Origin of the sequence: Parabacteroides caeci, assembly GCF_023656795.1 — a bacterium.
GTDB lineage: Bacteria > Bacteroidota > Bacteroidia > Bacteroidales > Tannerellaceae > Parabacteroides > Parabacteroides segnis.
Genome location: NZ_JAMOKT010000028.1, coordinates 1 through 21558, shown reverse-complemented (window position 1 = coordinate 21558; position 21558 = coordinate 1). Strand labels below are relative to the sequence as shown.

Sequence of the window (21558 nt, the reverse complement as noted above, 5' to 3'; positions counted from 1 at the left end):
CTTCCAATATCAACAGACAATCTTCAGTGTTTATTAATTAGATCTTTCGTTAATAATATTCTCAACATTACGAAAACCGATCCTTTCAAATTTTCAATTCTCAATTCTCAATTTTCAATTTGTTAGCCATTGCTTCTCCCAAAGCCCAGCATTCTTCATACTTATCGGCTTTCAGACCTTGTTTTTGCTCCACAGGAGTACCAACGGTTTCCCATTTCATCTTTTCTCCGAAAGCAGTCAGGCGTTTCACTGCCGCACCCGCCCAAGTGAACGAGCCGAAATAGCCATACAGGCGGTTTTTCACTTCGCGCATCTCGATCTTGCTCAGGATGGCTTCCACTTCCGGGAACAGACTGTTCGAATAAGTCGGACTGCCGATAATGACGCCTTTGTATTTGAATACATCTTTCAGGACATACGAAGCCGGACTCTTGCTGACATTATGCAACACAATGTTCTTTACACCGTTTGCCGACAAAGAAGAAGCGATCGCTTCCGCCATCTGCTCCGTATTTCCATACATGCTGCCATAAATAACGACAACACCATCCTCCCCTTCATAACGGCTCAGACGGTCATATATTTCAATTGCCTTGTGAGCATATTTGCGCCATACCGGACCATGTGTCGAACAGATCGTATTGATCTCCAGGGCAGACAATTTTTGCAATGCACGCTGTACCGGATTACCGTATTTCCCAACGATATTGGAATAATAACGGACCATCTCTTCCCAGAAATGATCTACATTCATTTCCTCATCGATCACACCGCCATCCAACGTTCCGTAGGTTCCGAAAGCATCGGCAGAGAACAACAGCTTATCCGTAGAATCGTAAGTCACCATTACCTCCGGCCAGTGCACCATCGGAGCCATATAGAAAGATAATTGGTGACGGCCGATGTTCAGCGTATCGCCTTCTTTCACTTCGTAAAGCCCGGTCGTTATATTATGATAGCCGTCCAGCATACCGAATGTCTGCTTGTTACCGATGATCTGCACATCAGGATATTGCTGGCGCAACAGGCGGATACTGCCGGCATGGTCGGGTTCCATATGGTTCACGACCAGATAATCGAGCGTACGTCCGTCCAGCGCATCCGCTATTTTTTTCAAAAAGATATCAGAATAGCAAACGTCTACTGTATCGATCAATACAGTCTTTTCGTCTACGATCAAATACGAATTATAAGAAACGCCGTACGGAAGCGGCCACATATTTTCGAAGAGGGCCTTCTGACGGTCGTTTACTCCTACATAATATACCTTATCTGCTATTTCTTTTAATTTGTACATTTTATACTTTTTACTTTTTTATTTTTAGCTCTTCATAGTTATTCGGCTTCCTTGTAAGCGCCCTCCATACAAACCAGCAACCTGCCAGCACGAACGGAATACTGAGCCACTGGCCCATATTCAGGACCATGCTATCTTCAAACGCTTCCTGATTATTTTTCAGGAATTCGATAAAGATACGCGAGCCGAATATACAAATCATAAAGACCCCGAAAATAAGACCTTCCCGCTTCCACTCCTTTTTGATAAAGTAAAGCCACATGCATATACCGAATGTAACCAGGTAGCATAATGCCTCGTACAGCTGTGTCGGATGGCTGGGAACGGTAAAGATCGGCTCTGCTCCCATTTTCCAGGCATGCAGGTTCTCGATGAAACGGAAACCCCACGGAAGATCGGTCGGATAACCGTATATCTCATGGTTCATCAGGTTTCCCAAACGGATCATAGCTGCGACCAGTCCGGTCGGAACAACCAGTTTATCGAATGTCCAAAGCATGCTTTTATGCGTGATGCGTCTGGAATAAAAATAGATGGCAATAACGATACCCAGCGTACCGCCATGGCTTGCCAGCCCGCCTTCCCAAACTTTGAGAATCTCTATCGGATTAGCCAGATAATATCCGGGATCATAAAAGAGGCAATGTCCCAGACGGGCGCCGACTACAGTACCCACCATGGTATAAATCAGCAGGGAATCGATCCATGCAGGAGGAAGTTTTTCATTTTTCCACATACGGCTTACAATGGAATAACCAATCCAGAAACCGATAGCAAAAGCAAGTCCGTACCAGCGAATTTCGCGTGAACCTATGGAAAAGATGGCGGGGTCAGCCGTCCAGGTAATAAAATCGAGCATAATTTTATAATTGAAAATTAAAAATTGAAAATTGAGAACAGGGCGGGACCTGATTTTCAATTCTCAATTTTCAATTTATTAAACCAGTCTTTTAATCAAGTCTTCTCTATCACCGCAGATCATATCGATCACCGGCAATTCGATCATGGTGTAAGCACCCGGCTGCTGTTTGAAGCTTGCGCGGGCAACGGCTACCAGGATCTGGGCAGTAAGAGCCGGGTTGTTGATCTTCATGTCGAATTCAACCAACTGGTTCTGAGTCTTGCCTGATACACCTTTGCGGACCAGGTTCACACCGTGTCCCATATCCAGCAGGTTGTCAACGCATTCCACCTGCATTACGTGTGTTTCGTCGTGTGCGAAATAATCGTCAGCCTTGATCGCGGCAGCTACCTGCTTGAAATCGTAACCGTCTTTTACTTCGATATATACCATACGGCGGTGAACGCCTGTTCCCATCGGAATAGTCATGGACAAAGCAGCTTTCACACCTTCGATCGCTTTCACGGCGACCGTATGTCCCATACTCATCCCCGGACCGAAGTTCGTATAAGTGATACCTTTCGGCACCATTGCTTCCAGCAGGGCGCGAACAACAGAGTCGCTTCCCGGATCCCATCCGGCAGAAATAACGGCAACCGTATTATGCGCTTTGGCTACTGCATCCAGCGAACGGCGCAGGTCTACGATACCTCCGTGGATATCGAAGCTATCTACCGTATTGATACCTAATGAAAGAATTTCTTTTGCGTACGTTTCAACGCTGCGGGTAGGAGTTGCAAGAACGGCAACGTCTACTTTATCTAACTTGGTGATACTGTCTGTCACAGTATAAGCTTTCAGTTCGTCCGGTACGTCATTCGGATTACGACGTACAACACCTGCCACTTCAAAATCTGGAGCGGCTTCCAGGGCCTCTAACACATACTTTCCAATGTTGCCATAACCAACGATGGCGGCTCTAATTTTCTTCATACTTTAGTTTTTACTTTTCAACCAACCGCAAAGTTAATTATAATTGCCGAAAATCCATCCGTACATTATTAAGAAATCCTTATTACAAACAAATCAAACTCGAATCTCATAGATGTATTTACATACAATCCACGAAACCCGAGCTGCAACCTTTTTATAATAATATAAAAACAGATTACATTTTTAACAAATCTGAAACTTTTGCGTTTCTATTCCTTGTTCCCCTTCAATTCTCAACAGATAAACCCCTGCGGAGAGAAAAGAGAAAGTAGTTATTTTTTCCGGTCGGACAGAACTATAAACCAGCCTTCCCTCCATTGTATAGACAGCTAGATTCCCATAACTCCCATCAAGATACAGTATTTTGTCGATAACGGAAAAACGATCGGATAACAGATTAATCTTTTCTGTCGATACCGGATCTTTATACACCAGTTCCACACTTTGTACCGACAAAGTATTATGTTCCTTTATCTTCTTTCGGTCGCCACGATAATCAGCTGCAGAAAGAATAACATTCATCTTTTTTTACCCACTCTGCCGAAAAATCTCCATTGGGAATGGATTGGGCACCGAAAGAACCGTAAATCATATAGTTGTTGACAATCAAATGAAAACAGATAATTTAAGTAGATTCTTTCTCATTATTTTAATTCTATTTATCCGCTTTATTCAAAGCTTCCAGTAAAAATTTTCCAGGCCTGAATTTCGCACTCACACGAGGCTCTATCCAACAAGGTACCCCCGTTTTCGGATTGCGGGCAGCACGCCCGATTTGTTTCCAGGAAGTGAATGTTCCAAATCCCTGCAACTCCAACGGTCTATTCTGTTGCAACTCTTCCGTCAAAATATCTTGAAATACTTTTACAAATTGTTTTGCTTCTACCTGGGTTATAGACATACGTTCGGATATTTCTTTAATCAACTCTCTCTTTACCATATTTTCCGTATATTTTATTATAGATTCTATTTTTCAAAAGAGATGTTCTACAAAAGATAGCTATCTCCGCAGAACATCCCTTCTACTAATTAACCTCTAAATATATTCCTTAATTACAGAATATCGGATTATTTACTTTTTCATAATACGTACTGTTTTCACTTCACCGCTTTCAAGTACGATCTGTACCAGATGGTAACCTTTGCTCAATTCACTCAGGTTGATCAACGACTCCGGTTTTTCGATCGACTTAACCAAACGGCCAGAAGCATCGAATACACGGATCATGACCACCGGACTGTCGGATGTTACAGACGTTTCGTTTTCAACAAATGTCGGATACAATCCTACATTTTGCAGAGCGATGCTTTCGTTGGCGACAGTCGATGTTACGTTGAATGTTACAGAATCGTTAGCAGCCAGATAGTTCTTCTCTTCCGGTATCGAAATGTACAGTTTTGTTACACCTTGATGCTTACCGGTAATCCAGGCGCCTTCTTCTACAGCCTTCACGCTTGCTACCGTATCATACTGCATTGTGTAAGCGATTGTTGCAGGCGAAACAGCTTCGGCTGTCAATAGAATACTGTCGCCTCCAGCCATAGTCGTTCCATCGATATCCCAGATTAAACCGGCATCTGCTTTCTCTATATACAATTTTGCAGGTATCATAACAACATCATAATCTCCTTCACCTACACCTACACAATCAATCAGCAGGTCATATTCTCCGGCATCTTCCGGTTCCACTTCTGTTTTTATGGTGTAGATGTCATTCAATGTTTCAGGATCAACCTTCTTTCCGTCAGGATCGGTAACGGTAAATGTAAATTCCGGTATCTCCTCGCCATAAACCGAACGGATCGTATCTGCCTTAATGGTTAAACCGGACTTTGTGACCGTCAATATACCCGTTTTCGTAACCAATACATAATTGTCACCCGGGTCGCCGCCTTCTACATACAACGTATATTCTCCGACACCTGTTATTTCACCGGCAACTTTTACCTTCGGTTCTTTACCAGCCTTGAAGCTATCGTTTCCAATAAATCCGTTAACTGTATATTCGAACGATTCAGGAACTGCTGTGCCATAAACCAATGATACATCTTTCGGTGTCACCGTTACCTCACCGGCCTTAATCTGCATCGTTTCTTTACGAATGAACAAATTACTGTTACCTTTCCCTTCTTCCAGATAGATCGACACATTGTAAATACCCGCTTTGACAGGCAGATCAGTATCTCCATTATACAATACATAATGAGGATATTCTTTCAAGCCTTCCAAATCGGTAATTTTTACATCTGCTTCTTTCGCTTTTCCATCATAAACAAAGCTCATGTCGCCTAACACGACATTGTAGTCTGCCTCATTTTTCAAACGAATCACTTTGTATGCCACCGTTTTCGTTACTTCTTCGTAACCGGCAAGACCATGATAACTGGCTGTAATAGTTACACCTTCATTATCAGTTAATGCCTTGGCCGACAGATAGCAATAATCACCCACTTTCTCAATTTGGATCTTTGCCGGATCGGATGATACAAAATCTATCTGAGTACCCTCAGCTATTATATTCTGATCCTTCTTCACTTTTGCATCCAGCTTGATTTTATCGCCTACAATCAGGTCGACGGTCAACGGGTTCCATTCCAAGACCAAAGAATTATCCGGAATTACTTGATATAAAGCTTTCCCTTCAATTGTGATCGCATAGTTGGTATTTTCCTTATTGATATCACGGATGCCTGTCAATTCGTAAATGCCTACCGGTAATACGCTCGGCTGATCGGCTATTTCCAGATTCTTGATACGATTGCCTTCAGCAACGGTCGCAACCAAATCCAAGTTCTTAGCTGACTCATCCAGTTTGAAACCGGTATAAGTGATAAACTCTTTCTGAATTTCCACATCATTAAAGTCAGGCACTGCCGCACCGAACGTACGTTGAATTGTACCCAGTTTGATCTTCAAGTCAGCCTTGGCCACTTCCAGACGAATACTGTCGTTCGTTTTAGCATTATCAGTCAATAACGAATACTTAAGACTGTAATTACGATCCATTGCTTTAAACTTCGGAGTAACGGTGTTATCCACAGTCACCAGCTTAATCTGTAACGTATCGATATAACTACCAGCACACAATGTACTGTCGGCAGCCTGTTTTTTGATAACCAACTGTGGCATTACATCAATCAGCTCGAAAGCTTTCTTATTGGTCGATATCTGATATGCAGCATCGAAACTAGCCAAACCACGTTGCTTTTCAGCATTGTTTGCTTCAAAAGTCCAGGTTGTGTCTTGCTTTGTTTCTCCGTAAATGCGATCTACTACCACTTTCTGGAAGTCCAACGGACGCTGATTGATCTTCAATGTGCCGTCAACGACCTTAAAGGCATAGTTTTTGGAAGAAATCTTATCTGCATTACCGACCTTGGCAACATACAGACTGTCCTCTATCTGATTCGGTTTTTCACGTTTCAGGTTCACATCGGTCTTTTCCGTTACAGCATTGCCTTCATAATCCAGATAGGATACAACCGGAGCAACCGTGAAACCTTTGTCAGCCTCATTTTCAGCAGAAATATAATCTTTTGCAACAGGTGCAGCCGTGGTGAATGTGTAAGAAGGAGAAGAAGAACCAGCTGATTCTTTACGTTTTGTCAACCAAAAGTAACCATCAGGATTCTTCTCACCATAAACTTTTTGCATTACGCTCACTTTCTTTCCTTCTATTTCAACCTGAGCATCAGAAGGGAATACAGTTACGGTAATCGTATCCTTTTCGACTACATAGTTGGCGGGGGCTATCGCTTGCACGTCATAGTTAGCCAAACGCCAATTAACCTTGGCAGTATCAGCTTGGGTTGCCAATTGATAGCTGTATGTACCGACATCACTCTTTACTTTTCCTAGTCCGGCAGAAACTGCGGTATGAATAACATTCAATTCATCAGAGAAAAACAAATCACTTAATGTTTGATCATTCTTCAATGTCCCGGATGTAACCAACAGTTCTTCACCTTTGATTTTAGCGATATTCTTATCGTCATACAAACGACTGCTATCCGGCAATGCCAATGACAGCAGAGCTTTCTTGATTGCCATCTTCGCCTGCTTTTGTTTCCAAGAATAATTATCTACAGTACCGGCTGCCAATGTTACATAAACTTCCTGACCGGCAGCAGTATTCACGTCACCTCCAAATGTAACAGCCAACTCGTTTTCACCTGCGAAAATAGTAGCAGCATCATCACCGGCAGCTAAACCTTCAATCGTAAAGTCTGCCAATGAATAAACAGGATTGGGATCTCCGTAGAAACGAACAGTATCATGCGGGGTGATAGTCAATTCAGCCCGTGTTACCGGAATAGTACGTTCCAAAGTAGCCGTAGCCTCTTTGCTTAACTTATATACAACAGGAGATCCATAAAGCTCCGTAACCGACCGATAACAATCCAAAGCATCTTGCAAAGCAGTTTCTACCAATTGTAATTTCACCCCATCCTTAACAGTCGGAGTGGCGGAAAATTTCATAATATCCTTAAAAGATTTGCCACTCTTAAATTTATTTTGGTAATTCCCCATCAACTGATGACTACCGGTATTCCCAGCCGGTGCCCACATGCACTTCAAAGATGTTTCATTAAATGTGCTTACCGCCATGTAATCCTCGAATGCCGTTCCATAAACCATCGAAGGCAATGCCCCTGAATTCGTAAAGCTCACATACACCGTATCCGGAACAACAGTTGCCTCTTGTGCATGTACCACACTACCTCCTGAAACAAGTATCAGGGAAAGCAGTATGAGCTGCTTTCCTGATGTTATTATTGATTTAATATTCTTTATCATACTAAATTTATTTTACAGGTTACTTACTTCTTAATCAACTTCACGCTCTTGAAAGTGCCATCTTCCAACGTTACGTTCAGCAGATAGAAGCCACTTCCGAAGTTTGACAAATTGATTACAGACTCAGGTTTATTGAAGACTTTCAACAATACACCTGCATAAGACACCAATTCTACACGTTTGATGGCAGAAGGAGCGGTTACCGTTACATTGGTCGTGAATACGGTCGGATAAACTTCGATATGATCGGATACGACTATCGTCTCATTATCCACACTTTCATAAGCATTTCCTATGGCAAATGTTACTTCCACAGGTTCTGCACCCCAATAATTCGTATTCCCGTTCTGAATAGCTTTCACTTTCACCAAACCGTCAGATACCAATGTCAGGATCCAATTATCGCCTATCTGGTTCACATAAGCTACCGCGTCATTGTCGGATACATAAGAAACCGGTAACTTACTTGATGCCACTGCCGTCAACGGAATGTTACGCTGTTCCACCTTGTATGATGTTTCCGGATTCCAACTGATCTTCTGCGATGCCGGTACTACCACATACTTACCTTCCTTATAAGCCACCTCATAATTCGTTGACTTATGATTGTCGGCAAACACGATCGGATAAGTTCCTGCATCAGCACCCTTCGTTACCGTCGAACTGATACGCGGAGCAAAGCCCAGGTTCTTGATGGTTTCACCATTAACAAGACCGTCTAACTGATAAGTCAGTTCTGCCAAGTCCTCTCCATAAACGCTTTCCTTATCATCGGCGATAATTGTCAGCGGAGCCTTGTTGATAACTAATTCGCCTGAAATATAAGATACCTTATAGTTCTTTCCGAAATCCTGTACGGAATACGGAGTCAATTTATAAGTTCCGGCATTTCCCTTATAAGCCTCGGCACGTACTACCGGCATCTTATCGGCATCAAAATCTTCACCGCCCAGGAAGTCACTCTTATCATAATCATATGCTTTCGAGTAGTCTGGTACAGTCTTTCCATACGTTGTTGCGAAACTGCGAGCCTTCACTTCCACTACACGCGGAGCGATGATCATCTTATTCTTGGCTTCGTAAACAAACGTTGTTGCACCTACTTCTGCTTTTACAATCACTTTATAAACACCAGCATCCACCGGAGCATTCTGATCGGACGGATAAACGGTAGACGCAGTTTGGTCACCTTCATAGAAAACTTTGTAATCTACCTCTTTACCATCCTTATCAGCAACCTTTACTGTTACGGCACGCGGAGTACCGTCATAAACAGATGTCACATTCGATACGATGATATTTACATTCGCAGCTTCACCTTCCGGAGCAACCACTGTGACCGTACCGGTTACAGGCTCGGCATCCATATAAGTTGTTTCATCGCCATCGGCATAAACCGTAATGTTTACAGGACCGTCCAACGTGCGGATCTTTCCTTCAATCACCATCTTACCGTTCTCGTTCTGATACAATACGACGCGTTCGCGATCATTATTGGTCAGTTCGTAACGCAAGCCGGTGATCGACAGTCTATTATCGTCAGCAGACGTTACGGCTGCAGACAATTCAACATGTTCACCTACGGCTATTGTCAGGTTGCGCTGATCTTCCGGCCAAACGATTACCCGTTTAATCTTATTGATCGACAAGTTACCTGTCACATAAGTAACATGATAGTTCTTGGCTGTCGGCTTCTGAGTGAAATAAATATCCCAGGTACCACGAGAATCCACGGTTGCATCTGTTGCCACCGCCGGTAAGAAATCTCCATCGAATACATCATCCAAGCTCTGGTATTCATTATTCTTCAGGCCTTCGTAAGCAATTGTCAGTTCCGGATTAGCCACACCGTATACACGGTTCTTGTCTTCGGCTGTCACCGTCAAATCTGCTTTACGGATTTCCAAGCTGTCTAATACTATAGTCACACCCCCCATATCGAAGTTAGTAAGCAAACCACCCATAGAAGCTATTGCATCGGAGGTAAAGCGTACTTCATATTTGCCTGCATTTGTCTTCTTGTTGAAGCTTGCCCAGTCAATCCAGTCAACACGGCCTTCGGCTGTGTTCAGGATGGTGCTGATCTCGTCTACCAACATCTGATCCACTGTATCGTCGGCCGGTGTTACTGCCACGGCTACGTCACCATCCACAGGATCTTCGCCATATTCGCGGGAAGCAGAAACGTTCAACTGTACAGCATCTGCCATCGGGACAGGAGAAACCGTTACAATCGCACTTTCCGTACCGGCCTCGAACACGACACCTGTCACAGGTACAAATGCACCGCTGACAACTCCTGCGGCTGCGCTGGTTTGGATTGTATAATCACCCACAGGTGAATAAGCCGCAAACACGTCAGCATCGGCCGGATCTGTCGTAACAAAGAGATTTTCAAGGTCATAGTCAGCAACCAAAGTGGCGGCGTTCAACTTCGGTGTCGTCGCAAATGCCAACTTCGGCTTTAAAGATGAAACGCCTGACTGCCCATAGACTTTTCTATATGCAGCTTTTGCCGGGGTAACCGTCACGATTGCCGGGGTAACCGTCAATGTTGCCAAAGTCGTATTCAAATTGATATCGAAATCTCCGACAGCAGACTTCAGGCGCGGAACCTCTGTTCCTCCTTTTACCACCTGCAGGGAGTAAGTCCCTGAAGTCAAATTTGCCTGAACATAAGTATTTAATACAACATTCAATGACTTGTCTTGTACAACAATCTCATTTTTTGTATCCACCAATGCCCAGTTCAGATAATCGTTATTGAAATACATTTTCCAACGTTCCAAAGTCAATGTCTTCTTGACTTCATCGGAAATAGCCAACAAGTCATATCCGTTATTCCCGGATATCCAATTTATAGATAATGAATATTCCGGTTTGCCATCTTTTATTTCCCAAGTACCGGCAATAGACCGGTTCGCTTCAGAGAAACCTACAGTAACCGGATATTCCACAATCTGCAAACCACCTTTAACGATAACACTGCCATCCGTTGTTGTTTCCACCTCACAACCTAACGCATCATATTTAAAGGTATAATTATCCGATTTCAAAATCACCTTATAATCGTATACTCCGGCAATCGGCGTGGCATTCTTTGTTTGTGCTCCATCGTCACCCAGCAAAACAACAGCCTGAATTTCCGCAGCAGCCAACTTTTTATTCAATGCCGGAATATCGGTCAGCTTTATTTGGTTTTCTATTTCAGACAAGGTCTTACCATAAACAAAGACAGCTTTCGCTTGATCCTCCGGTTTGATTTCGTCAGGTGTATTCAATAAATATGTAGGTAATTTAACTGTTAAAGACTTTTGTGCTACAATTACAGAAGATGGCATAGATTTTCCACCCGCTTCGATGTTATAAGTGAAGTTAGCCGGGGCATCATTCATCTTTATCACATATCCGTACGTACCTGCAGCAATCGGATCATTGGCTTCACCCGTACATGCAGCATCTTTCAATGTCACAGTAAAGATATCTCCAGGATTGGCAAAGTCGGCATATTGATCGAAGATTCTTGCATTCATAGCCAAGAACTCTTCAAGAATCTTGCTTTCCATTACCTTTTTCTTCTGTTCATACTTGAACGTTATATCGGTAGGGAATTCAAACTCCAATTTAACCTTCTTTACAACCAGCCTGCCGGTAACCGATGCGATATCCACATTTTCCGTCACGATCGGTTTAAACGTCAATGTATAATCATATTTGCCGGCAGGTACAGGACTATCGGCAGTCAATTCAACAGAGAAACTACCTCTAGGCTGAATACCTGTTGCAGCAACCAATCTGAACAACTCTGTATTTGCGGCATCACTAAGCACAGCATCCTTGATTTGCGCCTTCACTACAGCTAATGTATTAGCATCGGCATAATCAATTGTAACAACCGGCAATACAGGAGTCACTGCATTTTTGGTAATCGTTCCGGAAAGAAGCACATTCCAAGTCTGACCGGGAACTTCTTCCGTCACTTTCATGTTTGCCTGTGGTTTAAGAGTCAAGGTATAGTAGTTCTTGAAATAAGGATTCGTCAACACCACTTGATATCCATACAAGTCGGAAACCTTCAAATATTCATCCACCGGAATCAATTCGGCTGTACCTCCGGCATCTACTTGTGTCTGGTTACGAATAATATTCACCTTTACCCCCCAAGTTTCCAAGTCCGGTTTTACGAAGTTTGCAACCGTCGATATGACATGCTGATTCAAGTAGTCAAGAATCAATCGGGCATAATGACCGGCTGTATAACCGAACGTTTCGTTCAGGTATGTCAACTCCGTTTCTATATCCATCGGAATTTCAATCAAGGTAATACCTCCGTTTTCCAAAAGCGTTATAGAAGTCGCATAAGGAAGTTGGAATCCTGTTGCAGCCTTTGCCGAATTCACCGTTCTTAAAGTTGTGCCATCTGCACCTTTTACCGTGATTGTACGGTATTTGGTAGTAGGAGCAAAGTACACCCTATATCCATCCCCTTCAATGGTAACACGTAGAATACACTTGCCTTTCAGATCCGGATTATTCAACAGAATATCTGCCATGATATGTTGCGCCATCAATTCATCCGACGCACCTTCTTTCTTAAATTTATACGTTTTCAAGTTTACGGTAAGATCCGCACGCGGATTGATCGTAACGGGTATTTGAGGAGATTGCAGAGAAGTTTCTGCCACTTCCTCTCCATTCACTGTCACCTTCGAATAATCCACAAACAAATCCGATTTAAACTTGACCAGATATTGCATTGTTCCTCCTTCCGGTACACTCAGGTCAGAAGAGGTAATTTCTTCGATATAAGAGGCCAAAAGAACACTCGGATTGTTATAAACCAAATCACGTTTGATCAGTTCCAATATTTGAGAAACCTCGTCAGTCTCGCCCACTATATAATCAAATTCATATGTCGGGAAGACAAATTCAGCCACCGGACGAGCGTTTAATTGAATACCATTCTTTACTGTTACATAAATATAAGTAGCATCCGAATTATCAATCGTCACGTCTGCATCTACCTTTCCGGCATATAGTTCTTCAAGTACGCCTGATTTCTTTGCAACTCTAACCTTATAACCGTAAACAGCTTCCGACTCGGACACTGTTTTCACAGCTGTGCCGGTTTTATCAAGCAATGTCACCTGGATTTTATCCGTAAGAGCCAAAACCCCGCCATTCAGTTGGTACAGTTTATCACTTACCAAAGAGGTGATTGCAGCCGGTTTCATGTCTTTCACATAATCAACCGGAATATTCTTCGGAGAAGTAAAGGCATGCTCTACCGGTAAAACAGTCACAAAACGAATTGCCTCACTAAACGTACACATTACGCCATCGGCGACAACATTCAATTTATTGGATGCCGAACTTTGTGTCTGGTAAGTTATTTTATAATCGGCCAGTTTATGGGTTGCACCCTCTTTTAATGTTATAGTATAAGAGAGATAACCTTCACTTGTTAAAGGAGCTTCGGTTGTCACTTGCGGAGTAAAGCTATAAACCGTTTCCAAACTGGAATTAGCATTATTCACTGCATCCAACACTTTTTTCTCCAATTCCGCTTTCGTTGTGATCGTACCGATCTTTATCGGAGTTGAAATAAAGTCAGGCAAAACGACTTTTATTTCCGCTTTGGTCGCAGTTACGGCATTCTTCAGGTCATATCCGTTTATAGACGTATTGGCAGACAGTTTTCCACTTACAGAAGCTTCCGTCTGAGTTCCCGGCTTATAATTTTCATTCAATATGACACGATAACTATACGTTTTGCCTGATTCTAAAACGCCTTTTGTCAACTTTTGCGTAAACGTTTCATCCGAATAGAGTTCGATACCGTTCTTAGCCAGTATGGCTGCTGTTCCGTCTGCCGATTGTATGGCTGCTCTTATCGCAGCAATAACCCGGTTGACAGCAGTTCCTTCAGCCAACAAGCCGTCGCCACCTTCTGTAAACACAGGAAGTTTGGTTTTTCCGATTGCTTTTGGCGTAATTGTAAGAACACCTGTCGATGTAAACGATGCGTGCCCGTCGGTCTCTACCTTCTTTGTACCGCCTGTTACATTCACTGAGGAGTAGTCATAAATCTCACTTGCACTTGCCGGGAAATAAACTTTTACATTATATTTACCCACAGGCAACACTGTTTTACCCGTTTCATAAAGAGTCTCTTTTCCGTCTTTAACGAAATAGACCGAGCAATCTTCTATTCCGGTTATACCATCTACTTTCGTGAATGTTATTTGAGACTCAATACCGCTTAATGGAGTACCATAAGTATAGGAAGACCAAGAACCAAAACTTATTGATGCAGCAGACTGATCAACCTTTTTTACCGTAATCTTATCAGAAACAGTAAAAGCAGACTTTTCATTCAATTTTATTTCTTTGATTTCTGCCGTAGAAGATTCAGGGAAAGCAATCTTCAAATCCTTCCGAGCACGTACGTCGAATGTATACGAATAAGTACCGGCTCCCAAAGGATAAGCAGGAGTACCTGTAATTTGTATGTTTTCGAAATAAATATCATCCTTCAAAGCCTGATTCTTCTTTGACAAGCCAGACAGAATAGCCTGTTTCAAAGCATCTTCATTTTGTATCTGATTACTTACCGTCGTATAATTGGCAGAGAAAACAGAGCCACTCAGCACCGATTTGATTACGATACTGTTGCCGACTTTCACAGATTTTTTTCCTGTTGCTTCTATTCTGAAAGGAGTTATGGTAGCCCCCAAAGATTCAGAATTAGATCTTTCGATATTAACAACATAGCCTTCCGAATTTACAGTTACATCAAAGAGATAACTATAATCTGCTGCAACAAGATCTCCGCTTTGAACCGATCCGGCTTTGAGAATCCGAACATTCGATACGGTTATATTTGTCGAATGCGCACTCGGTATTGTCTTCTCAATCTCTGCTGCAATGAAATCACCCAAAGTCGCAACATTGGCATTCGCTTCTTTTTCATAAAAGCTTAACGTTTCCTTTGCCGGAACCTTCAGCGTAACAACCGTCTTATCAGTCACAACGATAGAACCCGACACTTCGACTTCTGCGTTAGTTTGACCAGGTTGTACTGAAGCTGGAGCCGCTACCCCGTCCGCACGGGCAAAACTTGCTTTAATACCTGCGGGAGTAGATAATTTAAATTTATAGGTATACGTTCCGGCAGTAAGAGCAGTGCTAGTAACATCACCTGTACCACTATGCAATGTAACATCCCCCACTGTTAATCCGTTAATACCTTCAATTGAGGCAGATAATTTCGACAGAATATCATTCTTCAGAGTTGCGACTGTAGCGTTACCATCAGTCACAGAAAATGTATACAGAGGTAAATCTATATTTTTCGTTACAGAAGAGATGGAACCTGCGGTTTGAGTCGTTGTTTGATTAGGTGAATCATAAAAATCTTTAAACGATGTAACTGTTCCATCAACTCCTAAACGGAGAATATAGCGTTTAGTTAACCCAAATGAAGAAGCCTCTATCTTTACATCAACCGCTGATACAACATTTCCGGTAGGTTGTACCAAGGAAAAGTCTGTAGATGTCGTATTTGAAAGTTTTAATTTACCCTTTGCATCTTCAAAGGAACTATTTTTTAACTGGCTAGAGCCACCATCCACAAAGTCAGCAAAATCGCCTACCTCGGTGGCATTTGATTCATAAACAGTAAAAAAATCACTTTTTATAACATCCGCACTTGTCCCATACGAAATTTCCGTTGTTCCATAAGGCAAGTCTTTGAACACAATCACATACCGATCAACAGCCATCGCTTGCGTCACGACTCCCAACAACAATAATGTAAACAGAAGTAATCTCCTACTTACATCTCTAAAGTATATTTTTCCCATACTTTATATTTTTAATTTATAATGTTTGTCATTAATCATCAACCAACATCAATAGTTTCAACCGGGAGGAACTGTTGTTTCACTAAGGAGAAACATAATTTTCATCACTATAAAACAGTTCACCGAATACCGGGTTTCAACTATCCCATACAGTATCACTGACTTACGAATTGGATTAGGTATCGTGGTCCTTTTGTCTATATTTTTATTTTTTCATATTTCGGACCAAGGTATAAAATCCATCAAAATATTGTTTGTACAAGACGTTCATTATGTTTAATAGAAACGCCTGCCGCCCCTGCCGGAACACTTCCCGGCAACTTCTGTTAAAACATATATAGATCGTTCGCAAAACACTTATGTTTTGCCGATAAAGCATATATGCTTTCACACATCATTTTTTTATCTCAATTCATTTACAATTTAGAAAAAAAGCCCTGGCCGTAAAACTTTTACCACCAGGGCCCCTTTTTGGTCCATGTTTCCTACTTCACAGCAGTACTAATGGAAGAACTTTATTTCATTACTTTAGTATTCGAAACTACCTCTTCCCCCATCACAGGTTACTTAATGGCTCTCGCAAGAGAGCCATTGCGTAGTCACACTAGTATTAATATTAAATATCTCTTTATTACTTAACTATTGCTTTTACAGTCGATTCGCCATCGATAGCTACTACTACTACACCTGCAGAAGCCGGGAATGTAGCGTTATCAGAAGCAATTACAGTGTTAGCAATCTGCTGTCCAAGTACGTTGGTGATCACAACTTTCTTACCTGCTGCATTCATAATCGTTACCTGAGCGTTGCCTCCAAGAACTTTCACTGCATTAGCATCGATATTTTCGTTGCCTACAGAAGTATTCTCATCAGCATTATCGAAGTAGATATCACCCGTAGAAGTTGCAGTCTTAGATGTTGCGAAATCCAAATAGTCTACCGACGGAATCATCTGGTTTGCATCACCTACACACTTGTTGTATGCCTGTACACGTACAGTGTAAGCAGTCTGCGGGATCAGGTTATGAACCTGGATAGATGTTGATGTCGGTGCGATGTCGAATGATTCTTCGCCGTCGAAGTTGATATCATCCTGCCATTCGTAATAAGCAGTAGGCAATGAGCCGACTTCTGTTCTCCAGTCACCTGTATAGAATTCACCATTGTTGATCGGCATCGGGCTAACCGGTTTTCTAACCATCCATGTTTCAGGAGTATCGAACAGATAAATATCGATCTGATGTTTGTCTGTCTGGAATCCTTCCATCAAACGGATAGTGTATTTGATCGGATTAGTTACATCTGTCGTCAGATCCATGTCATTCATCTGGTGAGCGATCGGAGCATAAGACCACTTTCTGTCGATCGGATCCAAGTTACCCTGGATGCTGAAGTTGTCAACACCTACGATAGATGTTTCTTTCTTGACAACACCATCTTCTTTGTATTCTTTGGTAACTTCCAACCAGTAGTTAACCTGATTGTCACGGTGGATTACACTACCTGTAGCGTTGAACAACTCAACCCAGATAGTCCTGCTTTCGTTGTCGGCACGAACTTCAGAGATAAATACATCTTCAGAAGTAAACTTCGGAGTGAAGCGACCTACGGCAACTTTGTAATATTCAGCACCCGGAACGGCTTCCCAATTGAATTTAGCATCGCTACCACCAATTTCACCATATGTCGGTTCTTTGATAGTCGGATTAGCCAAACCTGCAGTAAATGCTACACCCAAATCTTTGTTTACATCGCAAACAGCAGCCAAAGAAATAACATTTTCTACGTCACACAAGTCTTCTACATTCGGAGTAGCACGAAGATCGATCTTAGCAACTACGTCACCACGCATTACGTTTTTAACAAGATCGCCCTTACCACCTTTGAAAACATAATCCAGAGACCCGTCTTCCATGTTACCATTCATAGCCAAAGCCAAAGATTGTTCACGAACATTCAATTCTTTTGTTTTAGCTGTACCGAATGTGAACATATCAGAGTTGCTGATCAAATTAATCTTCTGTTCTATCTTGTTTTCAGACTCGATAGTAGACGTTCCGTAATGAGGCAGGTCACGACCCTGAATATAGATTACAGAATCTTTCATATCGCCTGCATTTACTACACCAAACTGGAAGTTTTCGATCTTCTTCTTACCTTCAGCGTCAGAACTGTACCATACTTCCGGTACTTTAACGTCGCCCTTGATCTTAGCAGTCAAAGTATCGTTGACATTGATACCGTAAGGAGCAAAGAATCCAAGATTCAACCATTTCTTATCATCTACTTTCAATGTTCTTTCATAATCATTCAAATCATAGAAGCGAACACGGTTTGCGATTTCGTTAGAACGCTGTTGCGGAGCCAACTGAATTGTATCCTTGGCATAATAGCGTGCCCACATGCCCTTTGCAGAACCTGTATTGATCGTATCGATGCTCATAGCAATGCCATCACGGTCAACCGGATCGAATGCAACATTCACGGCGATCAAAACTTCACCGTACTTATTCGGATTGATCTGAACCTTACCGTTTACTGAATCAATTGTACTGTAAACAACACCGTTCAAGTCAGACAATTCAACAAATGAGTACTTATATGCAGTAGACTTGTTAGAGAAAGTAGTCATGTCAACCGGATCCATCACGTTGATACCGGCAATGATAAACTGACCTGTATATTCCGGATAGCAAGTATTCACATAACGAGTCTGGTAATCTTTAGTGAATGCTTCACGATAGATTCCTTTGATAGTAGCACCATGTTCAACCGGGCTGAACTGGTTCAGAATGAACGGATAGAAACTGTTATAAGAACCTTCTCTTACATCTGCGTTCATAGTAGTAACCAAACCGGCATCGGTTGTACCTACAGTGTAGAATTCATTGAATCCCTTCACGTCTGCAGTCTTGATACCGAACTGAGCGATATGGTCGAATACATTAGGCAGACCCGGGCAACAACCTTGGATCAGATCCCAAATGATCGCTTTGTCGTTCCTGTCGTTGAACGGCATATAAACAACTTTCATTTCCAGACCTTCGTTCTTAATACGGTTAACCAAAGCCACATCGTCCAAATCAACTTCGAAATACAATGTATCTGTTACGGCAGTACCTTTCAGTTTACCATATACACCATTTACATCTTTAGCCATAGTCTTAACCGGATTGCTAATGTTGTTAGACAACCAGTAAGCCTTGTCATATTCTTTTTCACCGGCAGTGAACAGGAATGCATTTGTATGATACAAAGCATCATCAGTGCTTTCGTTCTTAGAGAACTGTTCTTTGAATACCTTGATTGTGGCAGTTGTACCACCGGCAACGTCAGGTTTCAAACCTGTAGCCTTGATGTATACAGTATGAGGTCTTGACTCGAAACGAACAGTGCTTGTTTCATCATACGGAGAGAAGAACAGATCCAATCTGTCTTTATCTTTCACGTTAGCCAAAACCGGAGTTACAATACCCATAGCATGACTCAACAGATCATCACTTTCGAAGTTATACCATACGAATGTATTAGTACCGCTGATCCAGATCGGACCTTCGTAAACAGCATCTGCCTTACCATCCATCAAATCCTGAGCGGAATAAGTATATTTGGCATTTGCCTTCAATGTTTCAGAATTCTCGTCATATCTTGATGTTGCAGCTTTATATGTCAATGCAGGAGCGATTGTATATTTTTCACGAACATACAATGACTCATCGTCATCTACATTTACATCACCACGAGAATAACGGAAGATGGCATTGATACTAACGATGTTTTTTTCAATATTACCAGCACAATCAATAACAGGTAAATTTTCTGTATGTGATCCTATCACCGGAACATCAGGAACCTTGCATGTTGCACACAACTGGTTAAACCATTCCACATAATCCTTATAAGAATGACCATTAACCTTCATCGGCAAATAACGACCCGGGACATAAGTAGAATCTTTCTTTCCTTCATTCATGAATACGATCTTCCAACCAACCAGATTCACATCGTCATCATAACGATCTGTTGCTAGTTCGTAAGCTTTCGTACGATTTGCCAAAGTAATTTCACCCCAATGGATTTCATCTAATTCTTTTTCACCTCTTGAGTTGAAATACGGCAGATTCTTGAATGAAATTTCTGCTGTCTTATAATCCTTATATTCATCGAAGTTCAAGTCGTTCACTTCGTTGTATGTAGGAATAGAAGAACCACTTAAAACGAATCTTGCTGTATCAGAAGCTTCAGCTGTTGTTGTAGCCCAGATGTAGCTGTCAGCCTTAAATTCTGCAACTTCTTGCGGAGCAAAATAGAAATCAAATGTAGCATTAGAAATACGATCTCTATCATCAACTCCATCCTTTTGAACGAAATATTCACGAGGAATACGATAAACGACTTCATTATCAACACCTGGTATACCTGAAACAATAAACTGTTCCAAAACAATAGACTCTTCTGCGACTTCTGTTAAATTGTCTTCAGAAGAAGGAACCATCTCATCAACGATAAACGGATACTTAACGTGCAGTTCATAATATGCCAGTTCTTGCTGCTTTTCATCATCTGCTTCAACTAAGCCATCACGGTTGTTTATGCCGTCAAATGTAGATGTATACTCATTGTTTGCTTCACCATTTTTATACAACGTATTCCAAAACTCAACAGTCGTTGTAAATGTTGCTTTGTTACAAGAAGTATTACGTCCGGCACCTGCCTCAAATACAGTAGTTTCACCTGCGATTTCCACATCAGGACGATTGAAAGCGATACGTGCATTACGGAATACAGTCAATGGTTCTGTATCTTTTGTTTTATCGACTGTAGATTCCAATGTTTTATCCGGTTTAGATTGAGTGCTCTCAAACATGATTACAATAATCTTGTTATCCAAGTCACCTTGCTTCAAAACACCGCCATCAGATATTTGAAGAATGTTTCTCCAAGCATGTTTTGCACCAATCTGATGATTTTCGGCAGTAAAGATAGACTTTTCCTTTACCGGGTTAGAAACATTTTCTCCAGCCAGATCATATATATAAACACTGTAAGACCAATCAATAGAACGATTGACAAGCTCTTTATTTCCATAAGCTGCCATATCAATATCAATACCCTCTACACCAATTAGTCCTTTTGTACTATAGGTAAAATCCACACGAGCTTTAGCTTTTGTATTCTGATAAATACCTAAACAAGCCTTCTCTGTTTCATCTACAAAAGTAAAAGTAGAAGCAGTGTTCATTTTCTCATGGTTCTTGATTTCATCATAAGCCATGGTCAAATGTTGTCCGTCAAAAGGTAATTGTTCCGCTTCTTCCATATTCAGGAATGAAGCATACACACCATTCATCAATTTTGCATCTTTCATATTTGCAAAATCGATTACTGAGTAGTAATTTCCATACTCACTACCTTCAATTGCAGCATGTGTATGAATATTTACTTTCTCAATCGGTTTCAATTGAGCAGCCGTAATGGCAGGTGTCTCAAAATGCTCCCGAGTGTCATACCATGGAGCTCTTGCTTTAGTGAGTCCAGCTGTCACCGCGAACGAAAAGCCAGCCACTCCAAGAGCACCCAGGAGAACAATGCCTCCTCTTTTCAAAGTACTTTTTCTCATAAATAAAAAAATTAATTAATAATGCGAATCAGGAGTTGGCGACCTGATTCAAAGATTAAAAATTAACATAAGAAAGTAGAGCAATTGCCAATTTTCCAAAGGAGTGTACCAACAGCCCTTTGGTAGCTCTTACTTTAGACGCTC

The 21558-nt window shown here is 41.7% G+C and carries 8 protein-coding genes; all 8 read right to left on the bottom strand.

The window, feature by feature from the left end; translation table 11 throughout:
* Window positions 1-100: 100 nt before the first annotated feature.
* Window positions 101-1297 carry an FprA family A-type flavoprotein gene (locus NBH15_RS14885; protein ID WP_250822963.1) on the bottom strand — a complete coding sequence of 399 codons (1197 nt, stop codon included), beginning with the start codon at window positions 1295-1297 and terminating at the stop codon, window positions 101-103.
* 10 nt (window positions 1298-1307) lie between these two features.
* Window positions 1308-2156 carry a prolipoprotein diacylglyceryl transferase gene (gene lgt / locus NBH15_RS14880; RefSeq protein ID WP_250822962.1) on the bottom strand — a complete coding sequence of 283 codons (849 nt, stop codon included), beginning with the start codon at window positions 2154-2156 and terminating at the stop codon, window positions 1308-1310.
* Between the two features lie 78 nt (window positions 2157-2234).
* Window positions 2235-3131, bottom strand: coding sequence for a diaminopimelate dehydrogenase (locus NBH15_RS14875; RefSeq protein ID WP_046145430.1), 897 nt, complete (start codon window positions 3129-3131; stop codon window positions 2235-2237).
* A gap of 183 nt (window positions 3132-3314) precedes the next feature.
* Window positions 3315-3653: a T9SS type A sorting domain-containing protein gene (locus tag NBH15_RS14870; protein WP_250822961.1), complete on the bottom strand. Its 339-nt coding sequence runs from the start codon at window positions 3651-3653 to the stop codon at window positions 3315-3317.
* A 133-nt stretch (window positions 3654-3786) separates the two neighbouring features.
* Window positions 3787-4089 carry an HU family DNA-binding protein gene (locus tag NBH15_RS14865; protein WP_287625789.1) on the bottom strand — a complete coding sequence of 101 codons (303 nt, stop codon included), beginning with the start codon at window positions 4087-4089 and terminating at the stop codon, window positions 3787-3789.
* Between the two features lie 114 nt (window positions 4090-4203).
* On the bottom strand, window positions 4204-7929 hold the full coding sequence (locus NBH15_RS14860) for an MBG domain-containing protein (RefSeq protein ID WP_250822959.1): 3726 nt from the start codon (window positions 7927-7929) through the stop codon (window positions 4204-4206).
* 23 nt (window positions 7930-7952) lie between these two features.
* Window positions 7953-15794 (bottom strand): MBG domain-containing protein, encoded by a 7842-nt coding sequence (locus NBH15_RS14855; RefSeq protein ID WP_250822958.1) that lies wholly within the window; start codon window positions 15792-15794, stop codon window positions 7953-7955.
* Between the two features lie 631 nt (window positions 15795-16425).
* A complete protein-coding gene (locus tag NBH15_RS14850) occupies window positions 16426-21414 on the bottom strand; it encodes a DUF6383 domain-containing protein (RefSeq protein ID WP_250822957.1) in 4989 nt (1662 codons plus the stop codon).
* Window positions 21415-21558 lie beyond the last annotated feature (144 nt).

Coding starts and splice junctions, on each gene's coding strand:
- NBH15_RS14885 (WP_250822963.1), bottom strand. CDS start 1,297: ATGTACAAATTAAAAGAAATAGCAGATAAGGTATATTATGTAGGAGTA.
- lgt (WP_250822962.1), bottom strand. CDS start 2,156: ATGCTCGATTTTATTACCTGGACGGCTGACCCCGCCATCTTTTCCATA.
- NBH15_RS14875 (WP_046145430.1), bottom strand. CDS start 3,131: ATGAAGAAAATTAGAGCCGCCATCGTTGGTTATGGCAACATTGGAAAG.
- NBH15_RS14870 (WP_250822961.1), bottom strand. CDS start 3,653: ATGAATGTTATTCTTTCTGCAGCTGATTATCGTGGCGACCGAAAGAAG.
- NBH15_RS14860 (WP_250822959.1), bottom strand. CDS start 7,929: ATGATAAAGAATATTAAATCAATAATAACATCAGGAAAGCAGCTCATA.
- NBH15_RS14855 (WP_250822958.1), bottom strand. CDS start 15,794: ATGGGAAAAATATACTTTAGAGATGTAAGTAGGAGATTACTTCTGTTT.
- NBH15_RS14850 (WP_250822957.1), bottom strand. CDS start 21,414: ATGAGAAAAAGTACTTTGAAAAGAGGAGGCATTGTTCTCCTGGGTGCT.